The sequence below is a fragment of the Pseudomonas sp. Con_6 genome, from assembly GCF_059379395.1.
Genome location: NZ_CM182011.1, coordinates 4,149,486 through 4,170,052 on the forward strand (window position 1 = coordinate 4,149,486; position 20,567 = coordinate 4,170,052).

The window sequence follows — 20,567 nt, forward strand, 5'->3', positions numbered from 1 at the left end:
CCCGCCCTGAGTTGCCCTTCTCTCTTCTTCCTGCCCTTTCTCCCCGGAGGCTCCCATGGCCGTCCAAGCACAAGCGCAAGGCAACAACAACGACCCGAGCATCACTTCCGCCATCTATGACGGCAGCAGCGTGCGCGCCACCTGGACCCCGTCGGCGGATACCGGGGTCACCGGCTACGTCATCCAGCTGTTCTGGCTGGGCGGCGGCGACCCAGTGCTGGCGTACCAGAGCCAGGTCTTCGAGGGCCGCATCACCACGGTAGGCAACCTGCCACTGACCCAGCCGCTGAACACCGACGTCGCCTACCAGGTGGTGGTCCAGGCGCAGTGGGGCAGCACCGCAGGGCAGTTCAGCCCGCCGGTGGTCCTGCCCACCGCACGCCCGACCCTGATCAGCGCGTGCTACGACGGCAAGGCCCTGCAGGTGCAATGGCAGCCGTCCTGGCAAGCTGCCGGCGGCTACCAGATAGTGGTCCTGTCGAAGAGTATCGGCACCCTCTACACCATCGCTGTCAGCGGTGCGCAGACCACCTCGGCAATAGTCGCCAATGCCGACCTCGGCGGCGGTCTGGGCGACAACGCCGAGTGGGTGGTGAGCGTCGCTGCGGTGGGCGAGAACAGCGCCAGCGCACGCTCCGACCAGGCGCAGTTCCCGGTCGCCTCGATGGTCCGCCCGGTGCTGGCCAAGACCAACCTGTACCGCAACGGCGACCAGATCGTCGCGCGCTGGACCGGCTCCGGCGCCAGCGAGATCGTCGGCTACACCCTCAGCGCCAGCGCCGTCGCCAGCGGCACCCGCTACAGCATCGATGTGGCCGGCGGCAACGCCAGCAGCGCCACCCTGCCGCTGCCGGCGGCGCTCGCCACCAGCGAGAACTACCAGCTCTCGGTGACCGCCTGGACCGCCAGTGGCGCCGGCCTGGTCAGCCCACTGGTGCCGATCGTCTCGACCCGTCCGCTGCTGGTCGCGGCCGACTACAACGGCAGCAGCCTGACCCTCGGCTGGACGATCCCGTACAACCCGGCGGTGACCGGCTACACCGTCCAGGCCCTGTCCCTGAGCAGCGGCCAGAGCCTGTCGGCGACGGTCAGCGATCCTGCCGCCAGCAGCGGCAGCATCACCTTGAGTACACCGCTGGACACCGCGCAGAGCTGGGTCGCCCAGGTGATCGCCAATGCCGGCGACGGCGTCGGTGCCGAAGGCGAACTGCTGCCACTGGTCACCGGCAGCGCCACCTTCAGCAGCCTGGTGGTGGGTGCCGACAGCATCGATATCAGCTGGCAGCCACCGGCATCGCTGGTCGCCGCAGACAGCACCACGGTCAGCCTGCTGCTGGACGGTACTGTCGCCCGCAGCATCAGCGTCAATGGCAACAGCGCGCGCCTGAGCCTGCCGGTCAGTACCGGCAGCACCAGCCCGGCCCTCAGCGTCAGCCTGGTCCCGGCCCGGGGCGTGGCGCGCAACAGCAGCACCGCAGCCCTCGCCGCACCCACGGCGATCCCGCAGATCAGCGGCTGGGATACCGACGCGGTCAGTGCCAGCGGCACCCTGGGCTGGGCCGCGCTGGCCGGCGCCCCCGGCTACCGCCTGGGCCTGCCCGGCGGCCAGCACCTGGACCTGACCACCACCAGCACCACCCTCACCCCCGCGCAACTGGGCGGTGCCGGCGTTCCGGCGCTGGTCACCCTGCGCAGCGCCGGGGTGGTCAATGGCTGTACCCTGATCGGCCCGGCCTCGGCGCCCTTCCCCCTGGCCAGCAGCCAGGTGCCCGGCCTCGTGGTCAGCTACGACGGCGCCACCCTCAGCGCGCGCTGGAGCGCCGTAGCCGAGGGTCAGAGCTATCGCATCTCGGTGCTCAAAAGCGTCGCCGGCAGCACCAGCGTCGACCAGGCCTTCACCTCCAGCGCCGGCGTGCTCGCGCAGAGCTGGGCCTACACCCCGAGCAATGCCGACGCCACCCTGAGCGTGGTGGTGCAGGCCAACCAGCCAGTCAACGGGGTCGCCAACATCGGCCCGTCCAGCCTCGCCCAGGCGCTGTACGCCAGTGCCTTCATCCCTTCGGCGCAGGCCGCGTCCACCAGCTTCCCGCACCTGATCCCGGCCCAGGCCCTGGCCACCGCCCTGAGTGGCAACGCGCCGACCCAGGCGCTGACCCTGTACCTGCCGCAGATCAGCAAGACCGGCAGCCTCAGCGGCCTGCCCATCAGCCAGGGCCCGTTCACCCTGGCCGCCGCCACGGGCAGCAACTGGAGCTACAGCCTGAGCATCGCCTCCAGCGGCGCCGACTCGCCCTGGGCCTTCGATAGCCAACCGCTGCGCCCGGCCCTGCAGGCCGCCTACGTGGCTTTCCTCCAGGCCCTGGAAACCGCCGGTGCCGCAGCCTGGGGAATCATCGCCGTGCAAGACGCCCTGGCCCGGGTGATGCCACAGACATTCGAGGAATCGCTGTACTATGCCTTCGGCCTGACCTTCCCCTCCTCGACCAACACCCTCAGCTCGGTGGACCTGCGCCCGGGAATGGTCCTGCGGGTCGCCGCCAGCCCATACCAGGCCATCTCGCAGTCCTCGTCGCTACCCTGGAGCAACGGCTACGTGGCTGCGGCGACGGTGGACTACGAGGTCGGCCAGTTCGTCGACAGCTCGGGCAACATCAGCACCGGCTGGGATGCGTTCTTCGGCCAACTGGTGAGCGGTGGCGCGCTGTCGGTCAGCCCGCCCCAGTACCACGCGACCACCGACCAGATGGCCGGCGTTGCCGATGCCGCCGACCTGTATTTCCCGGCCTTCATCACCCCGTTCTACCGCCTGTTCGTACCGTCCAGCCTGGCCAGCCCGAGCAATCCGGCACCGACTGACACGCCAAGCAACTTCACCCTGGCTGCGGCCGCCAGCTTCACCACCCTGAGCGGTGCCAGCCCCAATCCCGGCGGCACCGTGCCGGTGGCCTTCTTCCGAGGCCGCGCGGTACCCCGGGCCTGCCTGCGGGTGACCCTCGACGGCACGCCGCTGGTGGTCCCGGTGGGCACCACCGTGGCCAACCTGCTGGCCCAGGCCGGACGCATGCCAATGGCCGCCTCGCTGCCGGTGCAGGGCGTGCGCGTAATGCGCGGCCTCGGCGCGGCGGTGCTCGAGCCAACGGCGGCGCCAGGCACCACGGCCTGGCCGCTGCGCCTGGACTGGAGCGGGCTGGGCAGCTATGCACCGGGCTGGACGCCGCTGTCGCTGCCGCTGCTGCCAGGTGACAGCGTCAGCACCCGCCAACCCTGATCCTTCACCGTCTCGCTACGGGGAGTCGCCATGAGCGTACCGGTGTTCGAACAAGTCACAGCGGGCCTGTACCGCCTTTCCACCCTCGCCGAGAGCGGCCTGGAAGCGTACTGGGCCGGCTACCTGGCCAGCCCCGGCAGCGACCTCGGTGCCAGTGCCAGCCTGGCCCAGACCTGGGCCGACCAGGGCGGCGCCTATCTGTTCCTGGCCAGCGCCCCGGCCGATCCGGCGGCCTTCGTCGCCGACCTGCGCGCGCTGTGGTCGCGCCTGTCGCCCAAGGGCTGGCTGCGCCTGCTGTGGCTGTCCAACCCGGCGGCCCCGGCCAGCCTCTGGCAGATCCAGGGCATCGATGCCCTACCCGCCAGCAGCGGCGATCCGGCCGGACCCTGGCGGGTGGTACGCGAGGCACGCTTCAGCCTCGGCCAGTACGCCGTGGTGGTGGGCGGCGCGGCCACCTTCAGCGCCGGCAGCGACCGCCTGCTGTTCGACGCCGCACAACTGGCCTTCGCCGCCCCGGGCGGAACCTACGCTGCGGCACTCAGCCCCTGTCCGCTGCCGCTGGCCGGCACGCAACTGGGCTGCCTGACCTTCGCCATCGTCGCTGGCAACGGCGGCAACGGCGAGGAGGACGACATGCAGCGCCTCGGCGTGATGCTGCGCTACAGCGAGGCCAACGCCGACAGCCCGGTGGGCGAGGTCGATATCATCGACATGCCGCTGTTCCGCCAACTGGACACCACGCCGTTCAACCTGGCGCTGGCCTTCGATCCGCTCAACCCGGAGCTGCCGCAACGCAGCGCGCTCGCGTTCGATACCACGACGGGCGTGCCGACCCTGGAGTTCGCCCAACGCAGCAACACCGGACATGTCACCCAGGCCACGCCGCGCGCCGCCAGCGGCAACCTGCCCGGCGGACGCCTGAGCTTCGGCCGCACGCCCTTGTACGACGCCCTCGACCCGGCCAGCGCCAGCCTGGTCTGGCACCTGGCCCCGGACGGCCTGTTCGACCTCGCTACACCGCAGGAGTCGCAGGGCAGCGATGGCACCAGCCGGATGATCCTCGGCGTGGCCGGGACCGAGACGGTGGTCATGCCCCAGGGCAGCAGCTCGCTGCTGTTGTTCCAGGCCAATGGCGCGGCCTACCTGCCGCCCGCCGTCGAAGGGGAAAACCAACGCACCCTGACCGATCTCGGCACAACCGCCTGGGCCACCGTGCTCTCCGATGGCGGCAGCGGGCGCAGCTACGAAGCGCAACCGCCACGTTCACCCCTGTTCAACGCGGCCAGGGTGCCAGTGGCGGGTTTCCTCGCCTACCTGAACATGAACGCCGCCACCCTGCCGACCCTCCAGGCCAGCCAGCAGGACGCTCCGGTGGCCTGGCCGATGGGCGTGTACGGGCGTATCCCCAGCACCGCCATCGACATCGCCGCGAATATCGAGGACGCCGCCCTCGCCCCGACCCGCCGCCAACTGATCGGCCTGCCGCCGCTGGACGCGCAGCGCAGCCCACCGACCGGACGCCTGCGTCTTGGCGCCCAGGCCAATGTCGCAGCGGGCGACCTACCGCCGCTGGGGGTCACGCCGAGCGGCCTGATCGCCGTGCTCAACCCGGCCCAGACGGCCTGGGCCGGGGTGCTGTTCGCCAACATGCCGCAGTCGGATACCCGGCAACTGATCCTCACCGAGGTCAAGCCACCGTTCCAGGCGGCGCTGCAGTCCAACCAGCTGTTCATGGTGGTGGCCGACGTCGACACCTTCATGGACGACGGCAGCTCGGTGGCCTACCAGCTGACCGCCGACAATGCCATGTCGCGCCTGCTCGCTGCCGGGGTCCCGGCCACCCAGTCCCAGGCCATCAACCGCGCGCTGGCGGCGCTTAACCCGCCTTATCCGGAGTTCCCCAACGAAGCCGCGTTCGATACCGCGGTGGCGTCCAGCGCCGGCGACTACCTGGCCCAGGCGCAGTCGGCGGCGGGCCTGCTGCGCGCCGATATCGAGGGCTGGACCTTCCAGCTGTCGCCGCGCTCCTGGCGCCGCGACGCCCTGACCCCGACCCTGATGCTGTTCAAGTTCTGCGGCCGGTCCATCACCGAACTCGCGGCGGACACCAGTGCCTGGTCGTGGCCGGAGGTGGCGGCAGGCCCGGACGGCAGCCTGGCCCCGACCCGCCTGGCCCTCGACGCGGTGATCGCCAAGGCGCGCCTGGCCGCGCTGGACCCGGACATCGACGCCGCCGACCCGCTGGTGCTGTTTTACCACGAGGTGCTGGACAACCCGCGCTGGAACGGCGTGCTGTTCCTCAACGCACCGATCGACTTCCAGGACATGCCCTCGGCACTGCGTTTCATGGCCGCCGGGGTCGACCGCTCGCGCTTCTACGCCCACCATGTGGGCTTCTCTGTAACCCCCTACACGCCCCACGACGGCATCATCGACCTGGGCCAGACCGCCGCCTTCGGCCTGATCGACTACAACGACCCGGACGACCTGGTCGCCTCCACCACCATCCCCTTCGGCTACAAGACCCTGTCCATGCGCGTGCGCTTCGACAACGCCCGGGTGGTGGACTTCTCCGCCGAGGCCGAGCTGATGGTCAACCGCCTGTTCGCCTCGTGGCTGGCCAAGGTCGACCGCTCCCGCGGCAACAACCTGATCCTGTCCGGCAGCTACCAGCGCATCGGCGGCCAGCCGAGCTATTCCTTCAGCCTGCTGGGTGACAACGTCTACCAGAGCAACGGCGCGGCCCTGGCCTCCATCGATATCCGCGACTGCCGCATGGAAACCGCCGCCGCCCCGGTGGACGGCCTGCTCACCGCCAACTTCGTGCTGTCGGGGCGCCTGGCCTTCGTCGAGTTGCCGGAGTTCGACCTGTTCGGCTACGGCCCCGGCGAGGTGGTCAACGGCTACCTGAGCTTCCAGGGCCTGGTAGTGGCCATGTCGTTTCCCATGCAGAGCCCGGAACAGCAGCGCTTCACCTCCGGCGAGGCCGGGGTCAGCTTCGATACCGGTCCCGGCGCGTCCCTGGCACGGCCGGCGTCGCTGGTGGAGAACTTTCCACTGCGCCTCGACGGCCTGGTCGCCGCCCCCGACCTCGCCCCCGCCGGCCAGCCACCGCAAGGCGCGACCCCGGAAAGCCTCGGCTTCACCTCGATCGGCGCGCCGCTGGACCAGCAGCCCCTGGCGGCGCCCTGGTTCGGCCTGAGCCTGGCCCTGGACATGGGCACCCTCGGCGCCCTCAGCGGCGCCATCGGCCTGAAGATCACCCTGCTCGCCGCCTGGGGCCCGGAGCCGGTGGCCGGCGATCCGCCGGTCTATCTCGGGATCAAGCTGGGCATGTCCAATGCCCTCAACGGCAGCCTGCCGTTGCAGGGCGTGCTCAAGCTGGGCTTTCGCAACTTCCTCTTCGAGACCTGGCGCGACAGCGACAACCGCCTCAACTACCTGCTGCGCATGCGCCGCTTCGCCCTCTCGGTGCTGGCCTGGAGCTTTCCGCCAGGCAACGCCGACCTGATGCTGTTCGGCGCCCCGGGCAGCCCGAAGACCTCGCTGGGCTGGTACGCCGCCTACCTCAAGGACGACGACAAGAAGAAGCAGGCGCTGCTCGCCGGCCCGGCGCCGCGCCAGGTGGCCAGGCGCACGCCGGACCACAAGCGCCTCGCACGTTCCGGCCGGCGCACGCCGCCGGTCATCTGAACAGGACTCAAGGACGATCCCGATGAGCAGTCATTTCCGCCTCTATTCCCTGGACGTCGGGCAAGGCATGTCGACGCTGTTCGCCGTGTACGACGCCGCCGGCAACATCACCGCACTGGCCCTGTTTGACCTGGGCTCATTGGGCAAACGCGACGTCGCCGGTCCGTCCACCCTCGAGTTCCTGAAGAAGATGGCGCTGCTGCGGCAGCCGCCGAACGGGCGGATCGATGCGGTGTTCATCTCCCACAAGGATGGCGACCACATCAACCTGTTCTTCGGCAGCGAGAGCGGCAAGGACCCGCTGGAGGGCCTGCTGCGCCTGCTCCCGGACATGACCATCGGCGTCTGCCGCTATGGCGGCCGCTACAGCTGGTACGCCGACACCGCCACGGTCGACAAGAAAGCGCAGAACCTGCTCACCTTGATCAAGGAGAGGACCGCCGACCCCGACAATGACGTGAAGGGTTTCCCGGTGGGTGCGAGCAGCGTCCTGGTAAAGGGCGGCGTGGGGCCGCTGTGGGGCGGTGACGACTACGTGGTGTTTCTGGTAGCCGCCAACGCCCCCTACAACGGCGAGGCCATAGGCACACCGGAAGACAAGATCTCCGACAAGCCCAACGGCGACCAGGCCAACTCCAAAAGCCTGGTGCTGGTGGTGGGGGTGCAAGCCGGTGGGATCATGTACAAGGCCATCATCGGCGGCGATGCAACCTTTCCCACCTTCCAGTACATCAACTACCTCGTCGAAGGCACGGGAAAGGACGTCTACATGACGCTGCTGCCACACCATGGCAGCCGCAAGACCACCTTCGGCCTGCCGTCGAAAAGCAAGCCGATCAGCGACGAAGCCCGTGGCGTGGTGGAGACCTACGCCCGGCTGATGTCCGGCAAGACCGTGGTCGCCAGCGCCGATACCGGCAGCAACTACGGGCACCCGTCGATGGAAACCAGCCAGTTGTTCCTCCAGTACGCCGACACCAGCAAGACCTGGTGGACCGATCCATTGGTCGGCAATGACCGGCACTTCACCACGGCCTACATCGACTACGCGCTGAAGCCCGGCACCTATAACGACACCGGTATGAAAACCGTGCTGACGACCCAGAACCTCTACTCGACGCGCTACTACGACGGTAGGGTGCTGTCGTCGCCCATGATCGCCTACTCCCCGTTCGTCGCGTTCGACACCCTGCCCTACAACAGCAATTTCGCCTTCGCGCCGGGCATGAACTGGATCTACACCCTGCTGCCCCAGGCCATGGGCTTCCTTATCGATTTTCGCGGCGTATCCAGCAACCGCCTGCCCAAGGACCAGTCGCTGGAAGTGCTCACCCCCGACCAGTTGCTGGAGTCGTTCAGCTTCGTGCATCGCGAAGGGCTGCCAGCGGTCGAGCCGCCAGTGCAGGCCGTCGCGCCACTGCCCTCTCCCCGTGTGCAGCCACAGCCGGCCATCCCCGGTAAAGCCCGCGCGCCCGCCCAGCCCCAGCGGCTGGCGCCGCGGCTCGGTACCCCGGGAGCATCGCGCGGAGGTCGCCGCTAAATGTCTCTGTCCTCGACCTACGCGATTCTCAAGGCCGCCATCACCCCGGCGCAAACCATCGATCTCTGGACGGTATCGACCAACCCCGGGCTGCCGGGGCTGCGCGGCGTGCTGGAACTGTTCGGCGTATCCGCCAGCTACGTGGTCAGCGCCGCCACCATCAGCCAGGGGCTGGACCGCGTGACGCTCAACGGCAACAGCCGCTACGGCCAGCCCGGCGATCCGCAAGGCATGCGTTTCGCCACCTGGCTCACCTTGCTGTACACCGAGCAGGACGACGCGGAAGGCATCTTCCAGGTTTCCATGGCGCTGACCGAACCGAACTGGACCTTCGAACGCTTCTTCAACCCGGCCTGCCTGCCGGACAGCGAACGGGTGCAGGAAGAAGACAGCGCGGTGCTGTGGGGCCCCTCCTTCCTGCTGGCACTGGGGCTGAACGCTCCGGTCTTTCGTGCCGACAGCCGGGCCGATGCCAGCCTGACCCTGTCGGGCGCCCTGCCCGACTCGCCCGTATTCGACAACTTCGCCCACCTGCTGGCACCCTGGCCGCTGGCATTGAGTGGCAGCCTGACGATGCCCCCCAGCTGGACCGGGATACCGGTCATGACCCTGCATGCCGTGACCGCGAGTGCGAGCAACATTCCCATCGCCGCCAATGGCGGCACGCTGGGCGGGCCGGGCGGCCTGAGCCTGGGCCAACTGGGCCTGGAGCTGCTGGTGCGCGACGACCTCGATGAAACGGTCTGGGATCGCACCAGCTTCTCGGTCGCCAACCTGACCGGGACCGTCACCCTCGGCAGCGGAGCCGATACCCTGGTGGCCACGCTCACCACCCAGGTCCTCACCTCGGGTCCGCAGTGGCACATGACCGCTACCTTCGACCCGCAGCATGCCTCGGTAGTGCGGGGCATGGCCCAGTTGACGACGATCTTCGGCCTGCCGGCGCTGCCGCTGCCAGACAACTTCCCGTTGCTGGAAACCTTCAGGTTCCGCTCGGTCGAGCTGTATTTCACCGCGCCGTCGAAAAGCGCGCTGCCAATCCTGAATTTCCTCGTGGTATCCATCGGTTCGGATCAGCAGTGGACCCCACCGGTACCTTTCGTCACCCTGCACAATGTCGGCACCCGCTGGACCTGGGGCTGGAGCAAGGACAGCTCGGGCAAGAGCGTCAGCAGCGTGTCCGGCGCGGTCAGCGGCTCGCTGCGCTTCGGCGGCGAAGACCCGCAGGAGAAAGTCGACGTCGACATTGCCGTGTCGCTGCCCGACCTGTTCATCCAGGGCAACATGCGCGCAGGCGACTACATTCCGATCGGCCAGGCCTTCACCTACTACTTCGGCGCTCCCGGCCCCAGCGCCGGAGGCCTGAGCAGTGCGGTGATATCGGCACTGGGGTTCTTCGCCGATCCCCTGGGGCAGACCTACAACGCCAACACCACCGTGGTGTTCGTCGATCCTTCCACCGGGCTGCCAGCCCTGGACCAGGGCTGGAGCGTGGACCTGATCGTGATCGACCTGGTCCTGAACCAGGTCGACTTCTGGATCGCCGTGCAGAATGGCCAGGTCGGCGGCGGCCTGTCGGGCGTCTTCTCGTTCTATCCGGACGCCGCCGCGGACGACTACGAAAGCCCGCGCCTGATGCTCGCCGCCAGCTACCCGATACAGGACCCCGCGACGCCCCGCGGCTGGGTATTCGAAGGCCATCTCTACCAGGGCACCAGCATCAACCTCACCGACCTGGTCGCGCAGTTCCTCGGCCTGGGCAAGGCGCCAGCCGCGGTGCCGGTGCTGATGGTCGACCGCCTCGACGTCAGCTTCGCCACCGGCGACAAGTCCTACGAGCTGGGCGGCACCATTTCCATGCGCTGGACCCCGACCCTGTTCGGCACCGAACTGAAAGTGTCCGCCGCCGCCAGCATCGATATCGCCCGCGCCGGCAATACCCCGGCGGACAAACCGGCGTCCGGGCGCCTGAGCGGAGAATTCTCGATCAACCGCATCGGCGTCGAGGTGGGCATGGACGTCGGCGTCGACGAGCCGACCTACCTGCTCAAGGTGTTCATCGACAGCATCTGGGTCCAGGCCATCACCGCCTGGCGCGGCGACAAGGACAGCACCAGCAACCCGCGCCACCAGGTGGTCTCGGTGCAGCTGGGCGGCACCACCCTGGGCGACATGCTCGAATACCTGGTCAACCTCGCAGCACCGACTCTCGGCTTCAGCCTCGACGCGCCGTGGGACGTGCTCAAGCGCATCGAGCTGTCGAGCTTCATGTTCACCCTCGACCCGACCAACAACCTCGTCGAGTTCGTGTACAAGGCCAAGGTCGACCTCGGCTTCGGCAGCCTCTCGGCGATCGGCGTGCGCTACACCCGCGCCGGGGCCGGCAAGGTCGAGCTGATCCTCGAAGGCAGCCTGCTGGGCAAGTCCTACACCGGCGACGACGCCCTGGCCTGGGACGTGGTCAACGACCCGCCACCGGCGGTACCGGGCACCGGTTCAGCGTTGGTGGAACTACGCTACCTCGGCATCGGCCAGCGCATCCGCCTGCAGAACCCGGTGGACACCGTGGCCGGCAACCTGGCCCTGCTCAAGCAGTTCATGCAGCCGGTGGAGAACCCCAACAACCTGCCGGGCACCACCGGGACCATCGCCTTCTCCGCGGACAGCCAGTGGCTGATCGGCCTGGATATCGGCCTGATGGCCAATACCGTGGACCTCGGTTTCCTGTTCAACGACCCGATCCTCTATGGCCTGTCGGTGGGACTCAATGGCGAGAAGGCCGGCAGCCTCGCCGGGCTGCGCTTCGAGATCCTGTACAAGAAGATTTCCGACGACGTCGGCATGTTCCGCGTCGAACTGCGCCTGCCCGATGCCTTCCGCACGTTCCAGCTCGGCGTCGCGTCGCTGACCCTCGGCACGGTGGTGATCGAGGTCTATACCAACGGCAATTTCAAGGTCGACCTGGGTTTCCCCTACAACCAGGACTTCAGTCGCTCGTTCTCGGTGCAGGCCTATGTCTTCATCGGCCGCGGCGGCATCTACTTCGGCCTGCTCGACGGCGTCACCTCCAGCCAGGTGCCGCGCATCAGCAACGGCACCTTCTCGCCGGTGCTGGAGCTGGGCATCGGCCTGGCCGTGGGCGTGGGCCGGGAGATCCGCGCCGGCATCCTTGGCGGCGGCGCCTATGTCGAGGTGCAGGTGATCTTCCAGGGCGTGCTCGGCTGGTTCAACCCGTCCAGCGCCGGGCTGCCTTCGGCCCAGTACTTCCGCGCCCAGGGCATCGCCGCTCTGCACGGCAAGGTGTACGGCTACGTCGATTTCAAGGTGATCAAGGTCTCGGTGAGCCTGGAGGCCTATGCCCAGGTCAGCGCGCTGTTCGAGTGCTACCGGCCGACCCAGTTCACCCTCAAGGTCTCGGTGCGCGCCGAGGCCAAGGTGAAGATCCTGTTCATCAAGATCTCCTTCAGTTTCCACGTGTCGCTGGAGCTGGCCTTCACCCTCGGCTCGGTGCAGCAGACGCCGTGGATCGTCGCCCCCGGTGGCGATCCCAAGGGTTTCCAGAGCGCGCGCCTGCTCGCCGCGCCGGGCCGCGCCGGCACCCTGGCCCTGGGCTCCGGGCCGCGGGCACGACGCAATGCCGCACAGCGGGTGCAGGTGCTCAGCACCCAGCACCTGCACCGGGTGCTGCAGCGCAAGCGCGCGAGCAACGCCCTCGCGCTGGTCGATGACAGCGACTGGAACTGGGACCCGAGCCGCAGCCAGTGGCCTGACGGCCAGCCGCGTCAGGCCCTGCTGCACCTGCTGCCGAGCATTTCCATCGGCGCCTTGCCGGTGTCCTGGAACGGCCCGGCGCAGGCCGACGCCAACCCGAACTACCGGGTCGCGTTCATTCTCTGCGCCAACTCCGGGGTCGATCCGCAGGCCCGTACCGCCCGCGCCGAAGCGCGGCGCTCGGCGCAGCACCACGCCCTGGCGGCCGATGCCGAGGACACCGCCAGCCTGACCCCCGACCTGTGGGTGCGCACCGTGCTGCTCTATGCGCTGTACGCCATCCCCGACGGCCCGCAGGCCGACAGCGATCCGCTCACCGCCGGCCAACTGGCCCTGCTCGCCGCCGCCCTCGACGATCCGCAAAGCGCCGACGCGGCCTTCGCCTGGGCCAACCTCGACACCCTGTTCGCCACCAACCTGCACCTGCTGCTGGGTGCCGATCCAGGTGACGCCAGCGAAGTCGGAGGCATGGTCGCGCCGCTGCCGCCGGGCCTGACCCGCAGCGGCACGCCGGGCGGCACCCTGGACTTCAGCACGGTGAACAAGGTCGGCCCCTGGTACGAGTGGCAACTGGCGCAGTACATGGGCCAGTACCTGCCGGTGGGCGGCGCCAGCGGCCCGAGGCCGGAACACGACGACCCGGCGACCTACGAGTCGTTCCCCACCTTCATCTTCCGCGACTACTGCCTGATGCTGGCCAAGGCTGCGGTGCAGGAAGCCCAGGACCTGCTGGCCAGCACCACGCTGAGCGTGGCCGACGCCGGCAGCGGCCAGGGCCAGTCCTTGGCGCAACTGGCCGGCGAGTTCGCCAGCGCCACCATCGACTACCCGGTCCGCGCCGGCGACACCGTGGAAAGCGTGGCCCAGGCCCTCGGTGCCAGCAGCGCCGAGCTGCTGTTCCTCAATCCGCAGTTGGAGAGCCAGCTGGCCAGCGCGCCGGTGGGCAGCCGCCTGCCGGTGAAGCTCGGTATCGCCCCGGAAGTCATCGCCGAAGACAACGCCGGCCTGGCCTTCGCGGTAAGCAGCGTGGAACTGGGCACCCTGGCCCACCAAGTGGCAAGCGGCGAAACCCTCGACGCCATCGCCAGCCTGTTCAACCTTGCCAGCGCCAGCGCGCTGTTCGAGGCCGATGGCAGCGGCCTCGGCGAGTCCAGCGAACTGCTCGACCCGACGGCGCCCTTCGATATGCCGGCGCGCACCTGGAACAACGGTCCGTCCAGCCTGCTGCTGGCCGCCGCCAGCGCCTACGTGCGCTACCGCCGTCCGCAACTGATCCCGGCGAACTGGTATGCCCAGGCAGTGTTCGACGGCAACGCCGCGCTGATCTCGCAACTGACCCGCGACGACCTCGACGTCAACAGCCAGGAGCTGCCTCCGGGCCAGACCCTGAACGTGCCGCAAGGCTTCAACACGGTGACGCCGACCGAAGCCTATGTCACCCAGCCCGGCGACACCCTCGAGCATATCGCCGCGACCCTGGCCCTGGTCCAGGTCTACCCCGTGGACGCGCCACCACAGGCCGCGGACTGGCAGGCCTTCCTCGCCGGAGTCAGCAGCGCGGGCACGACCAGCTACACCCTGCCGGCGACAACCGGCCTGTTCGCCGCGCCGGGGCAAAGCCTCGACGCCCTGGCCCGGCGCCTGCTGCTGGATGTCAGCTGGAGTGCCGGCAGCGATCCGGCCGTGGGCACCTGGACCTACACCTGGAGAGCCATCCTCGCCTGGGCCGGCCCGGCCAGCTTCCTCGCCCCGCTGGCGGTGGTGCCGGTGCCGAACGCCGTCGCCAAGGCCGCCGAGGGCGAAAGCCTGAGCTTCACCGCTCTGGCCAACACCTATGGCCTGAGCATTGGCGACGCCGCCGCGCGCCTGGAAAACCTCGCCGGGCTGTACGCCATCGGCAGCGAACTGACGGTCACCCAGGTGCCGGTGACCACGGTCGAGCGCCTGCTCGCCGATCTCCTCGGTGGCGAGGCCCTGCCACGCATCGTCAACCAGGGGTCGCGCTCGCTGATGGCCGGCCTGCGCGCGCCGCAACCGGTGAGCGAGGACGGTCACACCGTCGCCGACCCGCTACAGGCCGCGCCGCTCTACGACCTGACCGGCCAGCAGTTCGACCTGGCGGTGGACAGTGCGCCGGACAAGGGCGACGAGCTCGCCCTGGAGATGACCCTGACCGCCCAGAGCAACTGGATCAGCCTGGTGGACAGCGAAGTCGCCAGCGCCAACGCCACGCCCGACAGCCGCTTCCTCGCCCGCGCCGCCGCGCCCGCCGGCATGGCCGTGCCGACCGCAGTGGTGGACAGCCTCGACTACCGCTACAGCAACGCGCAGATCATCGCCATGGGCCCGGCCACCAGCCTCAGCCTGGCGGTGGTCAAGGCCCCGACGGCCATGGCCCTGGCCGGACGCTCGCCGAAAGCCTACGGCCTGACCCAGCGCATCGAACTGCAGACCCCGGTAGCCCTGCCGATTCCCGGCATGAACACGCCACCGGTGGGCGCCCAGCCAACCCTCTGGCCACTGCCGGCAGACCTGCGGGCCAAGGCCCTGGCCGGTTCGACGGTGGCCTACGACCTGCTCACCACCCAGGAAGGCGCCAGTGCCGGCCGCGATGCGGTGGCGGTAAACGACGCCACCTGGGGCTGCCGCATCCCCATCGCGATCAAGCAGATCGACGACGCCCTGACCCTGTTCGCCCTGCAAGGCGTGGACGAGGCCGAGCGCCCGACCCTGCTGGCCTTGCGCGCCTGGCTGGCGGCCGGCCAGGGCGAGGGCACGGTGGTCAAGGTACTGGCCCTGCCCGCGCCGAATGCCGGCAACGCCGCCGGGGTCAGCGTGCTCGACGGCACCCCGGAACAGACCTGGCTGATCCAGGCCAACCTGTCCACCGAAAGCGTACCGCGCTCGCCGGATGTCAGCCTGGGCCGGGTACGCAGCCTGGCCCGCGACGGCGACCCGCTGCCGGCGGCTTCGCTGGATAACCTGGAGCGCTTCGTCACCCTGCTCTGGGAAGGCAGCGTGGTCGGTGGCACCGGTTACACCCTCGGCCTGGAAAAGGGCCTGCCGGCCAGCACGCTGGATACCAACGGCGTCGCCACCATCGACCTGCTGGTGATCGCCGGCAGCCAGCAGGCTGCGGCCGCGCAAGGGCGCACGCTGTTGCCGTTCAACACCTGCGCGCTGGTGGCGCCGGGGCTGGACGCGACCATCGGTACCCTCTACGCCGAGGACCACAACGAAGACGACACGATTCTCCAGGCCCTGGTGCCGGCGGGCAGCGTCGGCTTCAACCTGACACTGGAAGCGCCGCCGGAAGACGCCGCCAGTACAGCCGAACTGCAGGCGCGGCGCCTGTTCAGCCTGCTCGGTGCGCAGATCCCGGCTAGCAGCACTTCGCCGTTCACCATGGCCCCCTCGGGCATGCCGGCACCGCCGACGCCGGTGGAAGACAACGCACCACCGGCCTGGAAGCGCGAGCGCCTGCTGCGTCGCGGCCTGCTGCGGGACAAGCGCGAGGCAGAGGACGCCGATCCGTACTGGCTGTACGAGCAGGTACTGCCGCTGTACCGCTTCGCCACGCCGTCGGCGCTGCCCCGGGTGCCCGGACTGCCGACCCCGGACGACGATCCCTACCGCGGTTTCGGCTGGGCCCAGAGCCTGCCGGCAGCGCAGGTAGTGCTGAACTTCCAGGACATCCTCGGCAACCAGACCGGCGCCAACCCCGCCGGCCAGGGCCAGGTCAGCCTGCCCAGCGGCTATACCGACCCGTTGCTGGGGGTCGGCGACTGGCCGGCGCTGGTCAGCGCCTACGCAGTCAGCGCCAACGCCGGCCAGGTCACCCTGGGCATCAGCCTCGAAGCGCGCCCGGCCACGGTCATGCCGTCGCCGAGCCAGCCCGGCGATGCCGCCGCCGAAACCGCCCGGCGCCAGGCCGAAGCCTATGCCAAGGCCTATTACCAGCTTGGCCAGCCGCTGAGCGCGGCGGTGGAAACCAGCCTCGACACCAGCGCGCCCCATCCCGTCGCGCAGCAACCGCTGTGGCGCTTCGCCGCCGCCGCGCAAGCCTTCAGCGCCAGTGCCGGGCGCCTGGGTGCCGCCCGTGCTCCGGCCGGTGCGACCCTGGCATCGCTTTCCCGCCGGTACAGCCTGCGCTACGCGGAAATGGCTCTGGCCAACGCGCAAACGCCGATACAGGCGCTGTTCGGCGTAGGCGCCCGGCTGAAAGTGCCGGCCTACGCGATCTTCGCCGAGAACGACACGGCCACCCTGATCGCCGCCACACGCCGCCCGGCGGGCTGGCCCAGCGTCAGCGCCCAGGCCCTGCTCGCCGCCGAACAGAACGGCGACCTGCCGCTGCGCAGCGGCGCGGTGCTCAAGGTCGCCCCGGCGCTGACCCTGTCCACCGGCGACGGCGGCGCCAGCCTCGGCGAACTGGCCAACCGCCTCGGCACCCTGCCGGGGCTGCTGGCCGGCGACAACGCCAGCCTGGGCATCCTCACCCTGGGCATCACCTTCTCGGTGGCGGTATCGGAGGCCGAGCTGGTGTCGGTCACGGTTAACGAGGACATGCGCTCGCTGGACCAGGTCTGCGCCGCCTTTGCCGGCCTCGGGGTGAATATCAGCGTCAGCGACCTCGGCCAGAGCCATGCCGCCCTGCCGGCGATCTTCCAGGCCAATGAACTGATCGCCAGCAACGCCTGGGTCGCCGCCAGCGACGATAGCCTGGCGCACAACGGCAGCGGCCTCGACCAGGCCGCCCTGGCCGCGCTCAACACTGATACCGCCAACCTGTTCGAGATGGGCGCCCTGCTCTGGCTCGGCGAGTTCAACGACGGTGCCGAGATCAGCGCCGACGGCGCGCAAACCCTGCACCAGTTCGCCGATGCCCATGCCTGCCCGGCGGAACTGCTGCTTGGGCACAACCCCAACCTTGCCGTGCCCGGCGACGGCGCCTTCGCCCTGCCGGGCCGGGTGGCCTGGCCTGACAGCGGCGACCTGCTGCGGGTGCCCTACAGCCTGCAGGCCGGCGACACCCTCGACGCCATCGCCCCGCGCTTCGACTGGGCGGGTGCCGAGGCCAGCCTGGCCCTGGCCACGGCCAACCTGGAGATGCCGGAGGTGGTCGCCGGCGGCGTTACCCTGAACATCCGCGTGGGCGGCCAGTCCTACAGCATCACGACTGCAACGGCGGGCCAGAGCCTGGCCGCGACCCTGGCCCAGGTCCGGCAGCAGGTTGCGGCGGCGACCCTGGCCGACCTGCTGGCCAGTATCGGCAACGACAGCCAGGCCCTGAACCCCGGCGCCCTGCTGATCTGCGGCCCGGCGATCCTGGTGGCGGCCACCGCGCCGGCAGCCATCGCCGGCCTGTTCGGCGTCAGCGCCGGGGCCTTCGCCCTGGCCAACGTCGGCACGCCGAACCTGATCGCCCGTGATCTCACCCTCAGCGCACCGCAGGGCGAAACCACCATCGAGACCCGCCCCGATGACTGCCTGAACAGCCTGATCGTGCGCTTTGCCGAGGCCGGCGTGCAGGTCAGCGCGCAGCAGATCGTGGAAACCCCGGCCAACGCCGGGCTGCCCCTGTTCGCCGCCAACGCCCAGGCCCTGCTGCCGCCAGCCGGGACACGGATCGAGGTGAGCATCGGCGCCGAGGGCCCGTACCCGGGCCCGGCCTTCCCACTCAACGTGACCCTGACCCTGGAGCGGCCGGCTGCGCTGATCAACCCGGACTTCGCCGCCGACAACGACGGCGGCGTGACCCGCAGCAGCAGCCTGATCCCGGCACCGCAGGTGCCGGTGGCCGAGGACCAGGGCGGCGGCCTGGCGTTCAATGCCTTTATCGCCGCCATGCGTGTCGCCCTGCCCAACCTGCGCATCGCCACCGGCCGTGCCCTGGAAGACAGCCGCGACCTGTGGGCGGTGGACTTCGGCGCGGCGGGCATCAGTGCCCTGACCATCGCCGGCACCACCACGGTGCCCGGTGCTGCCGGGCCGCAACCACGCTTCTTCGCCCTGACCCCGCTGTACAAGAGCCTGGTCAGCCGCCAGGGCGTCGACCTGCATGCCTTGCTGCCAGATGGCACGCTGGCCTCCGCGAGCGTCCAGCACGACTTCCAGGGCATCGACGTGGAACCCTGGGCCGGGCGCTTCCTCTCGGACGTGGACCGCATCCTCGGTGCTACAAACGTTGCCGCGCTGTATCGCACCCCGGACACCCGCCAAACCCTCAACGACCTGGTGGCGGTCAAGCGCCAGCTGGCCGGGGCGATTCCCGAGGGCCTGGCGCCGGTGCTGGAAATCAGCGATGCCGACGCAGTCGCCGGCCAGGCCGCAGCGGCCACCACCCTGGAGCAGCAACTGGGGGTCAGCCTGTCACGGGCCTGGAGTGCCTCGACCCTGGTGCAACTGAATCGGCAGGTCATTTCGGCCTGGCAAAGCCCGGACAGCACCTTGCTGCCGGCGGACATGTATGGCGGCATCAGCGTCACCAGTAGCAGCGAGGAACGCTCGTGGAGCATGAGTGCGGGCAAGTGCTGGCTCACCGACTTCTCGCCGTTCATCACCCTTCTGCTCACCGAGTCCGACCCGGCCAGCCACCGCGCGGTGACCGCCGAGATGGCCTTCGGCATCACTGACCTTGAGCGCAATATCACCAGCGCCGGCCTGCCGGACGGCTATGCCGCCTCGCAATGGCTGAGCTTCGTGCCGCCGCTGGGTGGCGACAACCTGCCGACGGCGCTGCACTGCGACCTTGGCGAGGTGTCGGTGCCGATCCCGCTGCGCGACTTCCCTGCCTTGCCGGTGATCGTCGAGCAGCGCGCCAGCCCCAGCGCGCTCGACGCCGAGCTGCGCCAGGCCCTGCGCAGCCGCCGCGCCCTGAGCACCCAGCGCCTGGACAGCACGGTGACCCTGGCCAACATGGCGCTGTGGGATCACCGCTTCACCTACTCCCATGAACATGCCGAGCAGGACGATGTCAGCCTGACCCTGAGCTACAACCTGCGGCCAGACCAGCAACTGCGCCTGGCCGCCGGCGAGGATGACCTGTTCATGCAATTGGCGCGCTATATCGCGGTGGCCGACGGGCTCTGGGAAATCCTCGGCGAGTTGCCGGAAGCCGGAGAGCTGGACACCCGGCAGGCCAACGCCGCCAACACCCTGTACGACCTGGCCAGCGCGGTGGCCGATAGCTGGAACGTGCGCAGCGTCGACAGCGCGCCGAACGCACGGCTGTCGTCCCCGGCCACCGACCAGTTTACCTTCCAGGCGCGAGTCACCGACCGCGATGGTCCGGCGGGCAGTCGCGAAGTCGCCAGTCTCAGCCTCACTGCCGCGACTGCCGGAGTCGGCCCCGACGGCCAGTGGCCGCAGGTCTGGGCGCTGACCGCGGAAGGCCTGAGCGTGGCCCTGACCCGGGAAAGCGTATCGGCCAGCGAGTCGCGCTACGGGGTACCGGAGCTGGCCCATGTGCCGGCGTCGTGGCCCACTTTCAGCCTGGTCATGAGCAACCTCAATGTGGCGAGCTGGCAGAACGCGACGGGCTCGATCCTGGTCCAGCGCAACCAGAAACTGCTCGGTGCCGACGGCCCGGCGACCAACCCGGCGTTCGTCTTCCAGACCGATCGGGTCGAAGCCGCCAGCGTGGCGACGCCGCTCAACAGCTGGGATGAACGGGTGGCGCTGGGCAGCACGCCGACCACGGTCAGCGCGGCATTGCAGGCGGCGTTCGATACCTTGTTCGGCGCGCAGGCGCGCGATGGTGGCCTGAACATCACGGCCGGGGTCGCCTATGCCTACGAACTGGCCACCGACCCGCAGGACCCGAGCCATGGGCTGGTCGGGGAAACGCCGGTGTACCTGTATCCCAACCAGGTCCTCGACGGCAGTACGGCGGGGAACCTGCAGAGTGCCGTCGATACCTGGCGGGGGCAGGCCAATCCGCAGCGCGAGGGAGGTGAGTGGGTGTTCTCGCTGACCTTGTATTCGTCGCTGGAGGAAGATCGACGGCCGTTGCTGGTGATCGGGAATATGTATCTGGGGCTGGGGTTGGAGGTGTGATGGCTTACGAGCCCCGTAGGCGTTCACCCAGCCCTAGTCTCTGTACGAAATGCATGCGAGCTCGCCCATGCTGCGTTGAAAACGGGCTCGGAATGCTCATTTACTCCAGTAAACTCCGCTTCCTCGCCCGTTTTCGCCTTGCCTGGCCTTCGCTCGAATACATTTCGTACAGAGCCTGACGGGCTGCGCTGTCGCGCAGAAAACCAACAGCAGCAAGCGCACCGCGGTCAGTGTGAG

The 20,567-nt window shown here is 69.3% G+C and carries 4 protein-coding genes; all 4 read left to right on the forward strand.

What is annotated here, in order from left to right:
* Positions 1-55 precede the first annotated feature (55 nt).
* From AC5QPF_RS18355 to AC5QPF_RS18370, 4 genes are read left to right on the forward strand one after another with little or no spacing between them, the layout of a single operon-like run.
* Positions 56-3,268, forward strand: coding sequence for a fibronectin type III domain-containing protein (locus AC5QPF_RS18355; RefSeq protein ID WP_494959245.1), 3,213 nt, complete (start codon positions 56-58; stop codon positions 3,266-3,268).
* A gap of 30 nt (positions 3,269-3,298) precedes the next feature.
* Positions 3,299-6,961, forward strand: coding sequence for a hemagglutinin protein (locus tag AC5QPF_RS18360; protein WP_494959246.1), 3,663 nt, complete (start codon positions 3,299-3,301; stop codon positions 6,959-6,961).
* A 22-nt stretch (positions 6,962-6,983) separates the two neighbouring features.
* Positions 6,984-8,501 (forward strand): ComEC/Rec2 family competence protein, encoded by a 1,518-nt coding sequence (locus AC5QPF_RS18365; protein WP_494959247.1) that lies wholly within the window; start codon positions 6,984-6,986, stop codon positions 8,499-8,501.
* A complete protein-coding gene (locus AC5QPF_RS18370; protein WP_494959248.1) occupies positions 8,502-20,330 on the forward strand; it encodes a hypothetical protein in 11,829 nt (3,942 codons plus the stop codon). It abuts the gene before it with no gap.
* Positions 20,331-20,567: the final 237 nt, after the last annotated feature.

Bases quoted from the DNA above. Each gene is read 5' to 3' on its own strand.
- AC5QPF_RS18355 (WP_494959245.1), top strand. From the start codon at position 56: ATGGCCGTCCAAGCACAAGCGCAAGGCAACAACAACGACCCGAGCATC.
- AC5QPF_RS18360 (WP_494959246.1), top strand. From the start codon at position 3,299: ATGAGCGTACCGGTGTTCGAACAAGTCACAGCGGGCCTGTACCGCCTT.
- AC5QPF_RS18365 (WP_494959247.1), top strand. From the start codon at position 6,984: ATGAGCAGTCATTTCCGCCTCTATTCCCTGGACGTCGGGCAAGGCATG.
- AC5QPF_RS18370 (WP_494959248.1), top strand. From the start codon at position 8,502: ATGTCTCTGTCCTCGACCTACGCGATTCTCAAGGCCGCCATCACCCCG.